The organism is Klebsiella sp. CN_Kp073 (assembly GCF_040065495.2).
GTDB classification, from domain to species: Bacteria; Pseudomonadota; Gammaproteobacteria; order Enterobacterales; family Enterobacteriaceae; genus Klebsiella; species Klebsiella aerogenes.
This window is the reverse complement of the sequence record NZ_CM198051.1, coordinates 1142119-1158632: the sequence shown is the minus strand read 5'-3', so window position 1 is coordinate 1158632 and position 16514 is coordinate 1142119. Positions and strand designations below refer to the sequence as shown.

The following is a 16514-nucleotide window of genomic DNA, read 5'->3' as shown; positions in this document are numbered from 1 at the left end:
CCGCTCCATTGTCATTTTGACAATACACATTGTCATATCGACTATTTTAACAATAGTCATTTTGACAGCAACCAAAATCAGCAAAAATTAAAAATAGATAATTATCAATGAATTAAAAAGTTGGCACGCAACTTGATATAAGCCAATCAACTGAATTTAAACACACTGTATTGATTGAGGTTGCTATGTCTATTGCGGTTAAAAATAACATTCTTTGGGTTGGCCAACGCGATTGGGAAGTGCGTGATTTCCACGGTACCGAATATAAAACGCTGCGCGGCAGCAGCTACAACAGCTATCTCATCCGCGAAGAGAAAAACGTGCTGATCGATACCGTCGATCATAAATTCAGCCGCGAGTTCGTGCAGAACCTGCGCAGCGAAATCGATCTGGCTGACCTCGACTACATCGTCATTAACCACGCCGAAGAGGACCATGCCGGCGCGCTGACCGAACTGATGATGCAGATCCCGGATACGCCGATTTACTGCACCGCCAACGCCATCGACTCGATCAACGGCCACCATCATCATCCAGAGTGGAACTTCCACGTGGTGAAAACCGGCGATACTCTCGATATCGGTAATGGTAAACAGCTGATCTTCGTGGAAACGCCGATGCTGCACTGGCCTGACAGCATGATGACCTACCTGACCGGCGACGCGGTGCTGTTCAGCAACGACGCCTTCGGCCAGCACTACTGCGACGAACACCTGTTCAACGATGAAGTGGACCAGATTGAACTGTACGAACAGTGCCAGCGCTACTACGCCAACATCCTGACGCCCTTCAGCCGCCTGGTGACGCCGAAAATTACTGAAATCCTCGGCTTCAACCTGCCGGTGGATATGATTGCCACCTCCCACGGCGTGGTCTGGCGCGATAACCCGACGCAAATCGTCGAGAAATACCTCGAGTGGGCGGCGGATTATCAGGAAGATCGCATCACCCTCTTCTACGACACCATGTCCAATAACACCCGCATGATGGCGGACGCCATCGCTCAGGGGATCACTGAAGTCGACCCGCGGGTAGCGGTAAAAATCTTCAACGTCGCCCGCAGCGACAAAAACGACATTCTGACCAACGTTTTCCGCTCGAAAGGCGTACTGGTGGGCACCTCCACCATGAACAACGTGATGATGCCGAAAATCGCCGGGCTGGTGGAAGAGATGACCGGGCTGCGTTTTCGCAATAAACGCGCCAGCGCCTTTGGCTCGCACGGCTGGAGCGGCGGCGCGGTAGACCGCCTGTCCACCCGCCTGCAGGATGCCGGTTTTGAGATGTCGCTGAGCCTGAAAGCCAAATGGCGTCCGGATATCGACGCGCTGGAACTGTGCCGCCAACACGGACGCGACATCGCCCGCCAGTGGGCCCTCTCTCCGCTGCCGGTTGCTGAAGCAGCGACAACGCCGGAACCACAGGACTGCGCCTGTGCTGCCGCCGCGGCCGCCGATCTCGGTCCCATGATGCAGTGCAGCGTGTGCCAGTGGGTCTATGACCCGGCGAAAGGCGAACCTAACCAGGATGTACAGCCGGGTACGCCGTGGAGTGAAGTGCCGGACAATTTCCTCTGCCCTGAGTGTTCTCTTGGCAAAGACGTCTTTGACGTACTGGCGACGGAGGCAAAATGAGTGATGGCATCGTCATCATCGGCTCGGGCTTCGCGGCCCGCCAGCTGGTGAAAAATATTCGTAAGCAGGATACGCAAATTCCGCTGACGTTAATCGCCGCCGATAGCATGGATGAGTACAACAAACCGGATCTCAGCCATGTCATCAGCCGCGGGCAGAAGGCCGACGATCTGACCCTGCAAAGCGCAGGCGAGTTCGCCGAGCAGTACAATCTGCGTTTGTTTCCCCATACCTGGGTAAGCGATATCGACGCCGAAAACCGGTTAGTGAAGAGCCAGGATAACCAGTGGCGCTACGACAAACTGGTGCTGGCCACCGGTGCGACGCCGTTTATCCCGCCGGTGCCGGGGCGCGAGCTGATGCTGACGCTGAACAGCCAGCGCGAATATGGCGCGGCGCAGAGCCAGCTGCACGACGCGAAGCGCGTGCTGATCGTCGGCGGCGGCCTGATTGGCTGCGAACTGGCGATGGATTTCTGCCGCGCCGGTAAAGCGGTAACGGTCGTCGATAACTCAGCCAGCGTGCTGGCGGCGCTGATGCCGCCGGAGGCCAGCAGCCGCCTGCAGCATCGGCTTACCGAGATGGGCGTACATCTGATGCTCAAAACGCAGCTTGAGGGGCTGGAGCAAACCGCCGACGGCGTTCGCGTCAGCCTCGACCGCCAGCGCGCGATAACCGTCGATGCGGTCGTTGCCGCCGCCGGCCTGCGCCCGGAAACGTCGCTGGCGCGTCATGCCGGATTGCGGATTAACCGCGGCGTGGTAGTCAATAGCCAACTGCAAACCAGCGATCCGGCGATCTATGCGCTCGGCGACTGTGCGGAAATCAACGGTACGGTACTGCCGTTCCTGCAGCCGATTTTACTCAGCGCCATGTGCCTGAGTAAAAATCTACTGGCGCAAGCGGGCGAGCTCACCTTGCCGCCAATGCTGGTGAAAGTGAAAACGCCGGATCTGCCGCTGCATCTGGCCGGCGACACCCGCCGCGACGATCTGACGTGGAATATCGTGGCCGCTAAAGAGGGGCTGGTGGCGAAAGGTCTGGATGCCGAAAACCAGCTGCGGGCCTTTGTGGTGAGCGAAGATAAAATGAAGGAAGCCTTTGCGCTGCTCAAGCAACTGGTGAGGTGATTACCGTCCAGGCGACCCTGTTATGCCGGGTGGCGCGCTACGCTTACCCGGCCTACGGTCCATGCGGCCTGCCTTTAATTTATTCACCATGCTGGCTGAAACTGCCGCTGTTGGTGGCCACAAAATCGCTGAGACGTTACAGGCAGGCCGGGGCAGCCCGCATGGATGCGGGCTGAGGGCCGTGTTTTGCAAGGAGGCTGCCTCGGCCCGACCCGAAGCCTGCCGGGATAAGTCGAAGGCACCACGAAGTGGCGATTTTGGCGGCCAGAGCCCGGGGGTACAGGGGGCGGCGGCGACTGGCCGCCCCCTGTGCGCTCCCTGCGCCACGGAAAACATATTGCAGAAAAATTAACCGGGAGCGCAATATCCTCTGAAACGACACGCGATAAACGTTTTTCTAAAGCGAAAAAGTTGCAAACCGATAACAGTATCTACAGTTCTGGTGAGGTGATGGTTTTCCCGGCTCGCGGCGTAAACGCCTTAGCCGGGCTACAGTCGGGCTACAGTATTGTCCTGGTAGCCCGGCTAAGCGCAGCGCAAGCCGGGAAAATAACCAGCCTAGCGCGCCAGATTATCGTAGCCGCGCCAGCGATAATTTAGCACCGACAGCGCCCAACAAACGACGAACAGCCCCACCACCACAAACCCGGCATCGCCGAGGTTATCGTTTAACGCCCCTACCCAGCGCCACACCCCGCCGCTTAAGGCGAACTTATCCATTAACAGCCCCAGCGCCTCCAGGCCGCCGATAAACAGCGCCACCACCACCGAGGTACCGGTGATGGTCATATTGTAATAGAGCTTGCGCTGCGGCTTACTGAACGCCCAGCCGTAGGCGCCGACCATCAGCACATTATCAAGCGTATCCACCAGCGCCATACCGCTGGCGAACAGCGCCGGGAAGACCATTATCGACCAAATCGAAATGCCGCTCGACGCGCCGGCGGCGGAAATACCCAGCACGCCGATTTCGGTGGCGGTATCAAAGCCGAGACCAAACAAAAAGCCCACCAGATACATCTGCCAGCTGCGGCTTATCAGCCGGAAGGTTTTGCCAAACAGCCAGCTCATCATGCCGCCGCCGCTAACTATCTCATCGCTGACCTTTTCACCGCGCTTCCACGCCTGGAAGCTGCGCCACACGCTGCGCAAAATCACCAGATTGACCAGCGCCATCGCCAGCAGGAACAGCGCCGATACCGCGGTGCCAATCACGCTGCCGGTATCGTGTAGCCAGCTCATCTGCTGGCTGAAGGCGGTGGCCGTCGCGGCAATCGCCGCCGACGCCAGCACTACGATCGACGAATGCCCTAGCGAAAACCACGCCCCGACGCCAAACGGCCGCCGCCCCTGCTGCATCATCTTGCGGGTGACGCTATCAATCGCCGCAATATGGTCGGCGTCGACCGCATGGCGCAGACCGTAACCCCAGGCCAGCAGACTGGCGGCCATCAATGCCCCGCTATCGCCAAACGCCTGAAACGCCCATAGCCAGGCCAGGGCGTTCGCGGCGATAAGTCCCAGAACCAGCGCCGCCGCACGCGGCTGTTGGCGTAAAATCATCGTTATCATCTTAAATCCTTTGAGACTGCCAGCGGGCGGCGGCCACCACCGCCTGACCGTAGGCGATCGCGCCATCGCCAGCGGGAAGCTGCTGCGGCAAAAGCAAAGTAAAATCAGAAAGGTAATCGCTGAGGCGGGCGGCGAGCAGCTGATTATGCAGTACGCCGCCGCTACAAACGATTGTCGCGATCCCGCGGGAAGCGGCGCAGTCACGCGCCATCGCCGCCAGCCCGCAGGCCAGCGCATCATGAAAGGCCCAGGCTTTCTGCGCGGGCGTCGCCTGCCAGCGCAACCACTGTCGCCAGAAGGTGGATAAGTCCAGCTCGCCGCCGCGCCAGGGCAGCGTGACCGGATGGCTGACGCCCGGACAGCTGGCGGCCAGCGCCTCCAGCCGACAGGCCGCCTCGCCTTCGTAGCTCAGGCTCTCCGGCGCGCAATCCAGCGCGCAGGCGACGGCATCAAACAGCCGTCCGCAGGAAGAGGCGCGCGGCGAATTAATGCCGCGTTCGATGGCCTGCGCCAACAGCGGCCAGTTTCGCTGCCCCAGCGCGGCGGTTGGCGGGTATGACTGCCAGTCGGGAATAAATGTCAGGCACTGGGCCAACAAATTTCGCCACGGCTGGCGTGCCGCCAGATCGCCGCCCGGCAGCGCAACGGCCGGGAGGCCGCCAAGATGTTCACATTCGCGGTAGTTCACCCGCAGGCATTCGCCGCCCCACAGCGCGCCGTTTTCCCCCATCCCGATGCCATCAAGGGTCAGGGCGATCACATCGCCGCCGTCGAGCGGCCAGCGGTGTTCCGCCAGGCAAGCCGCCGCGTGGGCATGGTGATGCAGTACCGGCTCGACCGGTAACGACATTGACGCCGCCCACTGCGTCGAGCGATAGCCGGGATGGGCGTCAACCGCCACCCGCTGCGGCGCAAACGCATAAATGCTCTGCATTAACCGCAGTGCACTGCGCCACTGTTGCTCGACGCCCTCCTCGCCGAGATCGCCAAAATGCTGGCTCAGCACCGCTTCGCCGCCGCGCGCCAGGCAGAAGGTATTTTTCATATCCGCCCCCAGCGCCAGCAGCGGCGGAATATTATCCAGGCCCGGCGGCAGCGGCAGCGCATCCGGCACATAGCCACGGGCGCGGCGCAGCATCTCACCGCTTGAGCGCACCAGCGAATCGTCCATACGTTGCACGATATCGCGATTATGTAGCAGAAAACCGTCGGCTATATCGGCTAAGTCGGTGAGCGCTTCTTGATTACTCAACGCCGGAGGGCGGCCGCTGAGGTTGCCGGAGGTCATCACTATCGGGCGCGCCAGCGCCTGCAGAAGTAAATGCTGCAGCGGATTAGACGGCAGCATCACCCCGACTTCCGCAAGCCCTGGCGCAATCTCGTCACACAGGCCGGGAACCTGCGCTTTAGCCAGCAATACAATCGGCGCGGCGGGCGAGCGCAGCAGCGCCGCCGCCGCCGCGGGTAACTCCGCTGCCGTCGGCAGCATTACCGCCAGCGGTTTTGCCGGGCGCCGTTTTCGCGCGCGCAGCGCTGCCACCGCCACGCTATTGCCGGCATCGCAGGCCAGATGAAAACCGCCAATCCCTTTTATCGCCACAATATCGCCCGCCGCCAGCCGCGCGATGGCCGCCTGCAGCGCCGCTTCAGCGAATAGCGTTAGCGTTCCCGCCCGCCACTCCAGCTGCGGGCCGCAATCGGCACAGGCCACCGGCTGGGCGTGAAAACGGCGATCGGCAGGCTCCCGATACTCGGCAGCGCAGCGCGGACACAGCGGGAACGGCGCCATCGCGGTAAAGGGGCGATCGTATGGCATGGCGCGAATAATGGTGAAGCGCGGCCCGCAGTGGGTACAGTTGATAAAGGGGTAGCGGTAGCGGCGTTCTTGCGGATCGTTCATCTCCGCCAGGCACGCCGGGCAGGTTGCGGCATCGGGAACAATCTGCGTGCGCATACTGCCGCCGCCGCTGTGGCGTATGGTGAAATCCTGAGGAAGCTTATGCCAGTGAAACGGGGTGCAGTCGGTGCTGTCAATACGCGCCAGCGGCGGACAGTGACGGGCCAACGCGGCGGTAAAACCACCGTCGTTGCCGATCAGCCTGACCAGCACGCCGTCGCCGTCGTTACAGACATCGCCGCCGCGCGCCATTTGTCGCGCCAGTTGCCAGACGAAGGGGCGGAAACCCACCCCCTGCACTTTACCGCGAATGCGGATTTGCACCCCGTTCATGCGGCGTATTACCAGGCCAGCGCCGTACGGCGACGTTTTTCGAGGTTCATCTGCTCAAGCTTGTTGCGGTCAACGCAAACCAGCGCGTGCGTCGGACAGGCTTCAATGCAGGCCGGGCCGCTATCGCGCTGGTGGCACAGGTCGCACTTGTTGGCTTCGGCTTTTTCCGCCATGACGTTCAACCCGGCACCGCTGTGGCGAACGACCGGGCGCACCACCACTTCCATCGCCCCATACGGGCAGGCGACAACGCAGGTTTTACAGCCGATGCAGCGCTCCTGCATCACGTGGACAAAGCCTTTATCGCGGCTGATGGCGCCGTTCGGGCAGACGTTGGCGCATGGCGCGTCTTCACATTGACGACAGGCCGTCGCCGTCGACACATTGACGCCTTTGATCACATGAATACGCGGCAGGAACGACTGCGGCGTCAGCGCGGCGCAATCCTGATTTTCCTGATGAGAGACCACGCAGGCCACTTCACAGGTGCGGCAGCCGATGCATTTGCTCGCATCGGCGATAATGAAACGGTTCATCCATTTCTCCAGCGGAAAGAAGTTAACGCGCCGGATTATGCATAATACGTTCCAACTTTTATTTCATTGAAATTTAAGGGGATTAAATTAACAGCCGCTGTCATCGTCACAACTGACGATGACAAATGACGACATCAGGCATGCGGGCCGCGCGCCAACGACTCGCGTTCAATCAGCTCGCCGGGGAAAGTTTGCTGATATTTAAATTCGCCGCCGTCGAGCATAAAGATCAGCCTGTTGATGCTCTCTTTCATCATTTCGGTGACCGGAATTTTAACGCTGGAGAGCGAGGGGATCACATACGGCGCCAGCGCGATGTCATCGAAACCGATCACCGATACCTGCTGCGGCACCGCGATCCCCTGCTGGTGCAGTTGCTTAATCGCACCGATCGCCATGTCGTCATTACTGGCGACCAGCGCGCTGAAACTGACGCCGCGTTGGCTGAGCGCTTCGACAGCGGCGGCGCCGGTGTGCGGCGTCCAGCGCCCTTCAACGATCAGTTCTTGCCGCACGGGAAGCCCCTGGCCTGCCAGCGCGTCTTTATAACCAGAGAGACGCTCAACCCCGGTAGGCGAATCCAGCGAACCGGTGATAAACGCAATGTCGCGATGACCGCTGGTAATTAACTTTTCAACCGCCATCCGCGCCGAGGCTTTGTGATCGGACCATACGCAGTGGCTGGCGTGGCGGCGCAGGCGACGGTTCAGCACCACGATCGGCTGCTCATGATTGTCGATGATCTCATCCATTTCATCGACGCTTAGAAAGCGCGGATAGATGATGATCGCGTCGCAGCGCAGGTCGAGCAGATACTGAATCGCCTCGCGCTCTTCTTGCGCGCTGTGTTTGCCGTCGGCAAGGATCAGCTGCCGCCCCTGATCTTCCGTCAGCCGCGCCACGTGAAACAGCAGTTCGCTGAAATAAACGCCGTGATAAAGGGTGTTGGTTACCACCAGCCCGATGGTCTGGCTTTTTTTGGTCGCCAGATTGCGCGCCAGCAGATTCGGCCGATAGCCGCTTTCGGCAATTGCCTGAAACACCCGGTCTTTGGTTTCCTGGCTGACATAGCCGTTGCCCGACAGCACCCGCGAAACGGTCGCCTTTGATACTCCCGCGCGCTTCGCAACCTCCAGCATCGTTGCCATGGGGTTCTTCCTGTAACTTAAGTTGCCTGCAGTGTACTGCACGTCTCGCCGTTTTTCAGCAGTCGGCATCGCCCTGATGTTGCTCTGCCCCTGCTTATAAAGCGATCAAAATCACAAATTTGCAAAGTGAGTTTTTTAGTTCTTGTATGACTCAATGAAACTCATCATGATTTTGTGGAACCGGTTTCCTATGCATATACCGCGCATAGCCGCCGTCAGGCGCTGGCGTGTAATCAGTACCCTATTGATAAAACAGGATAAAATCCGATGTCTAAAAATTATGCAGCCCTGGCGAACCAGATCCTGACGGCGATCGGCGGCGCAGATAACGTCGTTGCCGTGACCCACTGCATGACCCGCCTGCGCTTCGTGGTGAAAGATAATCAACGCGTGGACGCCCCTGCGCTGAAAGCGCTGCAAGGGGTACTTGGCGTCGTGCGTAGCGATAACCAGTGCCAGGTGATCATCGGCAATACCGTCTCGCAGGCGTATCGCGAGGTGCTGAATTTGCTGCCCGGCGAGTTGCGCCCGGCGGAGCCGCAAGGGAAACCGCCGCTGACCTTAAAACGCATCGGCGCCGGGATCCTTGATGCGCTGATCGGCACCATGTCTCCGCTGATCCCGGCGATTATCGGCGGATCGATGGTCAAACTGCTGGCGATGATCCTGGAGATGAGCGGCGCGTTGCCAAAAGGCTCGCCGACGCTGACCATTCTGACGCTTATCGGCGACGGCGCGTTCTTCTTCCTGCCGCTGATGGTTGCCGCTTCCGCGGCGGTAAAATTCAAAACCAATATGTCGCTGGCTATCGCCATCGCCGGGGTGCTGGTGCATCCGGGGTTCATCGAATTAATGGCTAAAGCCGCGCAGGGCGAGCACGTTGAATTCGCCTTCATTCCGGTTACCGCGGTGAAATACACCTACACGGTGATCCCGGCGCTGGTGATGACCTGGTGTCTCTCTTATATCGAACGTTGGGTCGATCGCATCACCCCGGCGGTGACGAAAAACTTCCTTAAACCGATGCTGATCGTGCTGATTGCCGCGCCGCTGGCGATCCTGCTGATTGGCCCGCTCGGCATCTGGATCGGCAGCGCAATCTCCGCGCTGGTGTACACGATCCATAGCTATCTCGGCTGGCTGTCGGTGGCGATCATGGGTGGACTCTGGCCGCTGCTGGTGATGACCGGGATGCACCGCGTCTTTACGCCAACCATCATTCAAACCATCGCCGAAACCGGCAAAGAAGGCATGGTGATGCCATCGGAAATCGGCGCCAACCTGTCGCTGGGCGGATCGTCGCTGGCGGTGGCGTGGAAAACCAAAAACCCGGAGCTGCGCCAGACCGCATTAGCGGCAGCGGCATCGGCGATTCTGGCCGGGATTTCCGAACCGGCGCTGTACGGCGTGGCGGTACGTCTGAAACGCCCGCTGGTCGCCAGCTTAATCAGCGGCTTTATTTGCGGCGCGGTGGCGGGGATTGCCGGGCTGGCCAGCCATTCGATGGCGGCGCCGGGGCTGTTCACCAGCGTCCAGTTTTTCGATCCGGCCAATCCGATGACTATCGTTTGGGTCTTTGGCGTGATGGCGCTGTCGGTGGTGCTCTCCTTTGTGCTGACGCTGCTGCTCGGTTTTGAAGATATCCCGGTAGAAAATGCCGCCGCCGACGCCAGACAGCGCCAGGGCGCGGCCACTCACGCCTGAACACTTTTTTGAACGCGAGGTAACGCATGTCGAGTTTTCCACACGGATTTTTATGGGGCGGCGCTCTGGCCGCCAACCAGTCTGAAGGCGCTTGTCTTGAAGGCGGCAAAGGGCTGACGACCGTTGATACTATTCCGCACGGCGCCCATCGCCTGGCGGTGAAGCTGGGCCAGGAGAAGCGCTTTACGCTTCGCGAAGATGAATTCTACCCAAGCCACGTGGCGATCGATTTTTACCATCGCTATAAAGAGGATATCGCCCTGATGGCGGAGATGGGGTTTAGCGTCTTTCGTACCTCTATCGCCTGGAGCCGCCTGTTCCCGCGCGGTGATGAACAACAGCCAAACCCGGAAGGTATCGCTTTCTACCGTGCGATGTTCGAGGAGTGCAGAAAGTACGGGATCGAACCGCTGGTCACCCTGTGCCACTTTGATGTACCGATGCATCTGGTGACGGAATATGGCTCCTGGCGTAATCGGAAGATGGTCGATTTCTTCAGCCACTATGCGCGCACCTGCTTTGAAGTATTTGACGGTCTGGTGAAATACTGGCTTACCTTCAATGAAATCAACATCATGCTGCATAGTCCCTACTCCGGCGCCGGTCTGGTGTTTGAGGAGGGAGAAAATCAGGAGCAGGTGAAATACCAGGCCGCGCATCACGAGCTGGTGGCTAGCGCGCTGGCGACAAAAATCGCCCATCAGGTCAACCCGCAAAACCAGGTCGGCTGCATGCTGGCGGGCGGTAACTTCTACCCGTATTCCTGTAAGCCGGAAGATGTCTGGATGGCGCTGGAAAAAGATCGTGAAAACCTGTTCTTTATCGATGTACAGGCACGCGGCGCCTATCCGGTGTGGGCCGCGCGGGTATTCCGCGAGAAAGGCGTCACTATTGCCAAACAGCCGGGCGACGACGAAATCCTTAAAAACACCGTCGATTTCGTCTCCTTTAGCTATTACGCCTCGCGCTGCGCGTCAGCGGAGATGAACGCCAGCAACACCAACGCCGCCAATATCGTCAAGTCGCTGAAGAATCCGTATATTGCCGCCAGCGAATGGGGCTGGGGCATCGATCCGCTCGGCCTGCGCATCACCATGAACATGATGTATGACCGCTATCAGAAACCGCTATTCCTCGTGGAAAACGGGCTCGGCGCGCGCGATGAGATCGACGCCAACGGCGAAATCAACGACGACTACCGCATTAGCTATCTGCGTGAACACATCAAGGCGATGCGCGACGCCATCGATGATGGCATTCCGGTCATCGGCTATACCAGCTGGGGCTGTATCGATTTGGTCTCCGCCTCCACCGGCGAGATGAGCAAGCGCTACGGTTTCGTGTATGTCGATCGCGACGATGCCGGAAACGGCACGCTTGCGCGCAAGCGCAAGAAATCGTTCTGGTGGTATAAGAAGGTCATCGCCAGCAACGGGGCGGATCTGGAGTAGTCGGTATTGCCGGGTGGCGGCTTACGCCTTACCCGGCCTACGGTCCGTACGGCCTGCCGTTATTTTATTCACCACGCTGGCTGAAACTGCCGGTGTTGGTGGCCTCAAAATCGCTGAGACGTTCCCGGAAGGCCGGGGAACGCCTCTTCCTCGGCCGCTTCCAGCGCGGCAAAACCGCCCTGCTCCTGCCAGCCATCAAGCCGCGCGTATACCGTCGCGACGGCATCCTTAACAGGCTGAGTCATCGGGTAATAGAAACCGACTATATCGGGCTGAATGCCCACAAAAATCACCTCGCCAACATCCTCTTTTAACTGATCGATAAGATAGTTAAGCGGCATGTTGTGGGTGGTCATCATAAACATGTCGGCGATATCGTCCGGGTCGACAATACGGATTTCGCCGGGATTAAGCCCCATATCGGTCGCGTCGACGATCAGTAGCCGGGTCGGGCGCAGCTCGCGGATGGCGACGATATCGTTTTCCGGCGCGCTGCCGCCGTCAATCACCACCCAGCCGCCGACCGGATTGGCCGCGCACATTTCCGCCAGCAGCGGGCCTGCGCCGTCATCGCCCATCATGCTGTTGCCGACACACAGTAAAACGTCAGTCACGTAGTCTCCTCACCATCAGATAGATGGCGCTTTCCTGGTGAATATCGTGCAGCATGCTGAGCAGGGTTTTACTCCACGCCTGCTGCTCCGGGGTCTGCGCGGACTGCGCTTTATCAAAGGCATTAGCCAGCATCGCCACGTGATTACTGTCGATAACGATCTCGCCATACTTCGGTACGCCTTCCATTTTGCGCCGCGCGGCGCTGCCCGCCTCCAGCGTACCGATCCACGCCAGATAGTCCTCCCACGGGCAGCTTAACGCCGCTTCCAGGCAGTCGATGACGCCGAGGTGGTGGCCAATCGCCAGGCTGTAATAGACCACCTGCTGCGCCTGATCCGGCGTCGCGTCGTTCTCATCAATAAATTTACGGCTCAGCTGACTGAACACCACCGTCTCGCTCATCGGATACGCGCCCCCTCGACCACCTGATTCAGGTGCGTAACGATCTCGGTCAGACGCGGATCTTTCTCCGCCTCCAGCCAGCGCAGTACCTGATTATCTCCCTGCCCCAGAAGACGCATATAGTCGTCGGCGATCTGGCGGCCATAGCGATAGCCGGCCAGACGGCGCGCTTCGCGATCGATACGTACCCGCAGCGGCTGAACCATGTTGGGATGCAGCAATTCGGTTGGCTGGTCGTCAAGCTCGCCCGGCTGACGGGCGTGGATTTTTTGCTCCAGCAGACCGAGCGCCATCGCAAAACCGTACAGCGTGGCGGCAGGCGTCGGCGGACAGCCCGGAATATAGACATCGACCGGCACAATTTTGTCGGTGCCGCCCCATACGCAGTACAAATCGTGGAAGATACCACCGCTGTTGCCGCAGGCGCCGTAAGAGATGCAGATTTTCGGATCCGGCGCCGATTGCCAGGCGCGCAGCGCCGGCGAACGCATCGCGCGGGTCACCGCGCCGGTAAACAGCAGAATATCGGCATGGCGCGGCGACGGAACTACTTTAATTCCGAAGCGTTCGGCGTCGAATAGCGGCGAAAGGGTGGCGAAAATCTCGATTTCACAGCCGTTACAGCCGCCGCAGTCGACGCGGTAAACATAGGCGGAACGTTTGATTTTTTTCAGCAGCGAGGCCTTCATGCTGGCGATGGATTCATCCACCGTCATCGGCAGCGGAATGCCGTTTTCATCGCGCGGGCCTAATAAATTGCTCATCAGCTGGCCTCCCTCATGTGGCGAGTCAGTTCAATACGATCGGACGGCACCAGGCATTTCTGGCGTTTGCATTCCGGGCAGGTCTCAAAACTTTCGCGGTGCAATTCGGCGCGGGTATCGCCGTTGTGCTTAAGCAGCGCAATGGCGTAGTCGATCTCTTTTTGTACCGCGAAAGGCCGCGCGCAGACCCGACAGTGGCAAATGGCAAAGCGCGATTGCTGGAGGAAATCCTCTTTTTTCCACACCGCCAGTTCATACTCCTGCGACAGCTTAATCGCCGCCGTCGGGCAGACCTCTTCACAGCGGCCGCAGAAAATACAGCGCCCGAGGTTGAACTGCCACGCCAGCTGGTTAGTCGCCAGATCGGTCTCTACCGTCAGGGCGTTAGACGGACAGGCATTCACGCAGGCCGCGCAGCCGATGCACTGCTGCGGATTGTGCTCCGGTTTGCCGCGGAAGTTTTTATCCACCGGCATCGGCTCCAGCGGATAGGAGTGGGTCACGGTGCCGGTCTTGATGACTTTTTTAATAAAGGTAAACATTGTTGCTCCCAGGTTGTGTGCGGCCTTTTTCCCTCACCCTAGCCCTCTCCCTGAAAGGGAGAGGGGACAGCTCTGCCCTTCCCCCTCTCCCCTGTGGGGAGAGGGTCGGGGTGAGGGGCCCCACGCAATGGCTCAATTATTTCAGCGGCGAGTTTTTACGCTCGATGCTGTAGCGCTCCAGCTCTTTGTACGGCACCACTTTGCTTTTCTTCTTACGCACATCGACCACCGTCATGCGGTCGGTACAGGAGTAGCAGGGATCGAGGCTGCCGATAATCAGCGGCGCGTCGGAGACGGTGTTGCCGCGCAGCATATAGCGCAGGGTCGGCCAGTTGGCGTAGGTGGCCGCACGGCAGCGCCAGCGGTACAGTTTTTGGTTGTCGCCGGTCATGCTCCAGTGGATATCGTCGCCGCGCGGCGCTTCCGAGAAGCCCAGCGCGAAGCGGTGCGGAATATAGGTGAAGCCATCCACCATCAGCGGGCCGCCGGGCAGATTGTCGAGACCGAAATCAATCATATTCAGCGCGGTATAAACTTCGTTGATACGCACCTTGAGGCGAGAAATCACGTCGCAGCCCTGCTCACTATGGACTTCCATCGGCAGCAGACCGTAACCGACGAACGGGTGATCGGCGCGGGTATCGCGGGCGTGGCCGCTGGCGCGGACCATCGGGCCGACGTTACTGAAGTCGCGGGCGATTTCTGGATCCAGACGGCCAATACCGACGGTGCGCTGTTCCATGTTCGGCGTGCTGAGCAGCATATCCACCAGTTCCTGCACATCGCGACGCATCTGCTGCGCCAGCTGGCGGGTCTGGATCATGTCCTCTTTCAGCAGATCGCGGCGAATCCCGCCGATCAGGTTCATGCCGTAGGTTTTACGCGCGCCGGTGAGGATCTCCGCCATCTTCATTGAGGTTTCGCGCACGCGGAAGAACTGCATAAAACCGGAGTCAAAGCCGGTGAAGTGGCAGGCCAGGCCAAGGTTCAGCAGGTGCGAGTGCAGGCGTTCCACTTCCAGCAGAATGGCGCGGATCATCTGCGCGCGCTCCGGCACCACGATGCCCATCGCGTTCTCCACCGAGGTGGTATAGGCGGTGCTGTGGGCAAAGCCGCAGATGCCGCATACCCGGTCCGACAGGAACGTTACTTCGTTGTAACCCATGCGGGTTTCCGCCAGCTTTTCCATGCCGCGATGGACATAGAACAGGCGGTAATCGGCGTCGATAATGTTCTCGCCGTCGACAAACAGACGGAAGTGTCCAGGCTCATCGGAGGTGACGTGCAGCGGGCCAATCGGCACCACGTTGTTTTTCTTACTGCCGAGCTCGTTAATGAACTCGTAGGTCTCCGCGTCGGTGGTCGGCGCCGGGCGCTGGCGGTAGTCCATGCTGTCTTTACGCAGCGGATAGAGTTCATCCGGCCAGTCGTCCGGCAGCACCAGGCGGCGCTCGTCCGGCAGGCCCACCGGCACCAGACCGTACATATCGCGCACTTCGCGCTCGCCCCATACCGCCGCCGGCACGCGCGGGGTCACCGACGGATATTCCGGTTTGTTGGCATCGACTTCCACGCGCACGGTGATCCAGCATTTAGTGCCCTGCTCCATCGACAGCACGTAGTAAACCGCATAGTGGCCGTTCAACTTACGTTCGTCGTTGCCGAACAGTACCGACAGCCAGCCGCCCTGTTTGTAGTACAGGAACTCGACCACTTCCGGCAGGTAGTTAACCTTCACGGTGACGGTTAGCTGATCTTTGGTCTGCCAGGCTTCGTCCAGCACCACGCCAGGAAAGGCCTGGTGCAGCGCCGCAAGATAGTGTTGACCGATTTTTTCTTCAGACATGCTCAAATTCTCTTAATCACGCCACCAGCAAGGAGACGAAAGCTAAAAAGGCGAAACCAAACCCGGCCCAGGTGACGCGGGAAGTGGCGCAGAAGCGTAGACGCGCCATGCTGTTTTCGAAGAGCGCGATAATCAGCACTCCCGCTACCAGCTTGACGATGGCGACCACCAGCGCCAGCAGCAGGCCTGGCGCGCTAAAGCTGGTCATCTGTCCCCACGGGATAAATACGCCGACGAACATCTGCAGCACCACCAGCTGTTTCAGGCTGATGCCCCACTTCAGCACCGCAAAACCGCTGCCGCTGTACTCGGAAAGCGGCCCTTCCTGCAGCTCCTGTTCGGCCTCGGCTAAATCGAACGGCAGTTTGCCCATTTCGATAAAGGTGGCGAAAGCGCAGGCGCACAGCGCAAGGATCAGCGGGATGCTGCGCGCGGCGGGCCAGTGGTAAATGGTGTCGGTAATCGCGCTAATATGGGTGGAGCCGGATACCTGCGCCGCGACCCACAGCCCAAGCAGCAGGATCGGTTCGACCAGCACGCCGAGCATCGCTTCACGGCTGCTGCCGATAGCGGTGAACGGACTACCGGTATCCAGGCCGGAAATGGCGAAGAAGAAACGGGCGATGGCGAACAGGTAGATAAGCGTAATCAGGTCGCCCAGCCCCGGCAGCGGTGAATCTACGGTCACTACCGGCAGCGCGGCGGCGATGGTCAGCATCACGCCGACCATCACAAACGGCGTCAGGCGGAATACCCAGCCGGAAGCGTCCGGGCCCACGCTCTGGCGACCCAGCAGTTTCAGGATATCCCGATACTCCTGCAGTACGCCCGGCCCGCGGCGGTTATGCAGGCGCGCGCGGGCAACGCGGGTCAGGCCGGACAGCAGCGGCGCGACGGCAAACAGTACCAGCGCCTGTATTAATGCAACGAATAGGTTCAC

The 16514-nt window shown here is 59.6% G+C and carries 14 protein-coding genes; 4 read left to right on the top strand and 10 right to left on the bottom strand.

Annotated features, from left to right (window positions below; translation table 11 throughout):
• The first annotated feature begins 185 nt into the window (after positions 1-185).
• Together norV and norW are read left to right on the top strand one after the other, a co-directional pair.
• Positions 186-1634, top strand: a complete 1449-nt coding sequence (gene norV, locus ABLV66_RS05585) for an anaerobic nitric oxide reductase flavorubredoxin (RefSeq protein WP_047067143.1) — start codon at positions 186-188, stop codon at positions 1632-1634.
• Entirely contained in the window at positions 1631-2764 is a 1134-nt protein-coding gene (gene norW, locus ABLV66_RS05580) for an NADH:flavorubredoxin reductase NorW (protein ID WP_348876967.1), read from the top strand. The genes norV and norW overlap by 4 nt, the downstream gene beginning before the upstream one ends.
• Before the next feature lie 558 nt (positions 2765-3322).
• Here norW and ABLV66_RS05575 read toward each other — a convergent pair.
• The 4 genes from ABLV66_RS05575 to ABLV66_RS05560 all read right to left on the bottom strand — a co-directional run bounded on the left by ABLV66_RS05575 (position 3323) and on the right by ABLV66_RS05560 (position 8250).
• The gene (locus tag ABLV66_RS05575; RefSeq protein ID WP_047044127.1) at positions 3323-4336 is read right to left on the bottom strand and encodes a HoxN/HupN/NixA family nickel/cobalt transporter; all 1014 of its coding nucleotides are present in this window, start codon (positions 4334-4336) and stop codon (positions 3323-3325) included.
• A gap of 1 nt (position 4337) precedes the next feature.
• A complete protein-coding gene (hypF, locus tag ABLV66_RS05570; RefSeq protein ID WP_348876968.1) occupies positions 4338-6566 on the bottom strand; it encodes a carbamoyltransferase HypF in 2229 nt (742 codons plus the stop codon).
• 8 nt (positions 6567-6574) lie between these two features.
• On the bottom strand, positions 6575-7102 hold the full coding sequence (gene hydN / locus ABLV66_RS05565; protein ID WP_015370036.1) for an electron transport protein HydN: 528 nt from the start codon (positions 7100-7102) through the stop codon (positions 6575-6577).
• A gap of 134 nt (positions 7103-7236) precedes the next feature.
• Complete coding sequence (locus tag ABLV66_RS05560) at positions 7237-8250, bottom strand: LacI family DNA-binding transcriptional regulator (protein ID WP_045395394.1); 1014 nt, start codon at positions 8248-8250, stop codon at positions 7237-7239.
• 267 nt (positions 8251-8517) lie between these two features.
• Between ABLV66_RS05560 and ascF the strand changes: the two genes are divergently transcribed.
• Together ascF and ABLV66_RS05550 are read left to right on the top strand one after the other, a co-directional pair.
• Entirely contained in the window at positions 8518-9954 is a 1437-nt protein-coding gene (gene ascF, locus ABLV66_RS05555) for a PTS cellobiose/arbutin/salicin transporter subunit IIBC (protein ID WP_047044120.1), read from the top strand.
• A gap of 26 nt (positions 9955-9980) precedes the next feature.
• Positions 9981-11405 carry a 6-phospho-beta-glucosidase gene (locus tag ABLV66_RS05550; RefSeq protein ID WP_348876969.1) on the top strand — a complete coding sequence of 475 codons (1425 nt, stop codon included), beginning with the start codon at positions 9981-9983 and terminating at the stop codon, positions 11403-11405.
• Between the two features lie 104 nt (positions 11406-11509).
• Here ABLV66_RS05550 and hycI read toward each other — a convergent pair whose 3' ends face one another.
• From hycI to ABLV66_RS05520, 6 genes are all read right to left on the bottom strand, one after another.
• The gene (gene hycI, locus ABLV66_RS05545) at positions 11510-12019 is read right to left on the bottom strand and encodes a hydrogenase maturation peptidase HycI (RefSeq protein ID WP_047064112.1); all 510 of its coding nucleotides are present in this window, start codon (positions 12017-12019) and stop codon (positions 11510-11512) included.
• Positions 12012-12422 carry a formate hydrogenlyase maturation HycH family protein gene (locus ABLV66_RS05540; RefSeq protein WP_045395386.1) on the bottom strand — a complete coding sequence of 137 codons (411 nt, stop codon included), beginning with the start codon at positions 12420-12422 and terminating at the stop codon, positions 12012-12014. The genes hycI and ABLV66_RS05540 overlap by 8 nt, the downstream gene beginning before the upstream one ends.
• Positions 12419-13186: an NADH-quinone oxidoreductase subunit B family protein gene (locus ABLV66_RS05535; RefSeq protein ID WP_015370030.1), complete on the bottom strand. Its 768-nt coding sequence runs from the start codon at positions 13184-13186 to the stop codon at positions 12419-12421. The genes ABLV66_RS05540 and ABLV66_RS05535 overlap by 4 nt, the downstream gene beginning before the upstream one ends.
• Entirely contained in the window at positions 13186-13728 is a 543-nt protein-coding gene (locus ABLV66_RS05530) for a formate hydrogenlyase complex iron-sulfur subunit (RefSeq protein ID WP_348876970.1), read from the bottom strand. Before ABLV66_RS05530 ends, ABLV66_RS05535 begins: the two co-directional genes overlap by 1 nt.
• Before the next feature lie 136 nt (positions 13729-13864).
• A complete protein-coding gene (hycE, locus tag ABLV66_RS05525; RefSeq protein WP_015370028.1) occupies positions 13865-15574 on the bottom strand; it encodes a formate hydrogenlyase subunit HycE in 1710 nt (569 codons plus the stop codon).
• Between the two features lie 16 nt (positions 15575-15590).
• Positions 15591-16514, bottom strand: coding sequence for a respiratory chain complex I subunit 1 family protein (locus tag ABLV66_RS05520; protein WP_348876971.1), 924 nt, complete (start codon positions 16512-16514; stop codon positions 15591-15593).

Excerpts from the sequence above, each read along its gene's own strand:
- ABLV66_RS05575 (WP_047044127.1), bottom strand. The coding sequence starts at position 4,336 with ATGATAACGATGATTTTACGCCAACAGCCGCGTGCGGCGGCGCTGGTT.
- ABLV66_RS05535 (WP_015370030.1), bottom strand. The coding sequence starts at position 13,186 with ATGAGCAATTTATTAGGCCCGCGCGATGAAAACGGCATTCCGCTGCCG.
- ABLV66_RS05540 (WP_045395386.1), bottom strand. The coding sequence starts at position 12,422 with ATGAGCGAGACGGTGGTGTTCAGTCAGCTGAGCCGTAAATTTATTGAT.
- hypF (WP_348876968.1), bottom strand. The coding sequence starts at position 6,566 with ATGAACGGGGTGCAAATCCGCATTCGCGGTAAAGTGCAGGGGGTGGGT.
- hycE (WP_015370028.1), bottom strand. The coding sequence starts at position 15,574 with ATGTCTGAAGAAAAAATCGGTCAACACTATCTTGCGGCGCTGCACCAG.
- norW (WP_348876967.1), top strand. The coding sequence starts at position 1,631 with ATGAGTGATGGCATCGTCATCATCGGCTCGGGCTTCGCGGCCCGCCAG.
- norV (WP_047067143.1), top strand. The coding sequence starts at position 186 with ATGTCTATTGCGGTTAAAAATAACATTCTTTGGGTTGGCCAACGCGAT.
- ABLV66_RS05530 (WP_348876970.1), bottom strand. The coding sequence starts at position 13,728 with ATGTTTACCTTTATTAAAAAAGTCATCAAGACCGGCACCGTGACCCAC.
- hydN (WP_015370036.1), bottom strand. The coding sequence starts at position 7,102 with ATGAACCGTTTCATTATCGCCGATGCGAGCAAATGCATCGGCTGCCGC.
- ABLV66_RS05550 (WP_348876969.1), top strand. The coding sequence starts at position 9,981 with ATGTCGAGTTTTCCACACGGATTTTTATGGGGCGGCGCTCTGGCCGCC.
- ascF (WP_047044120.1), top strand. The coding sequence starts at position 8,518 with ATGTCTAAAAATTATGCAGCCCTGGCGAACCAGATCCTGACGGCGATC.
- ABLV66_RS05560 (WP_045395394.1), bottom strand. The coding sequence starts at position 8,250 with ATGGCAACGATGCTGGAGGTTGCGAAGCGCGCGGGAGTATCAAAGGCG.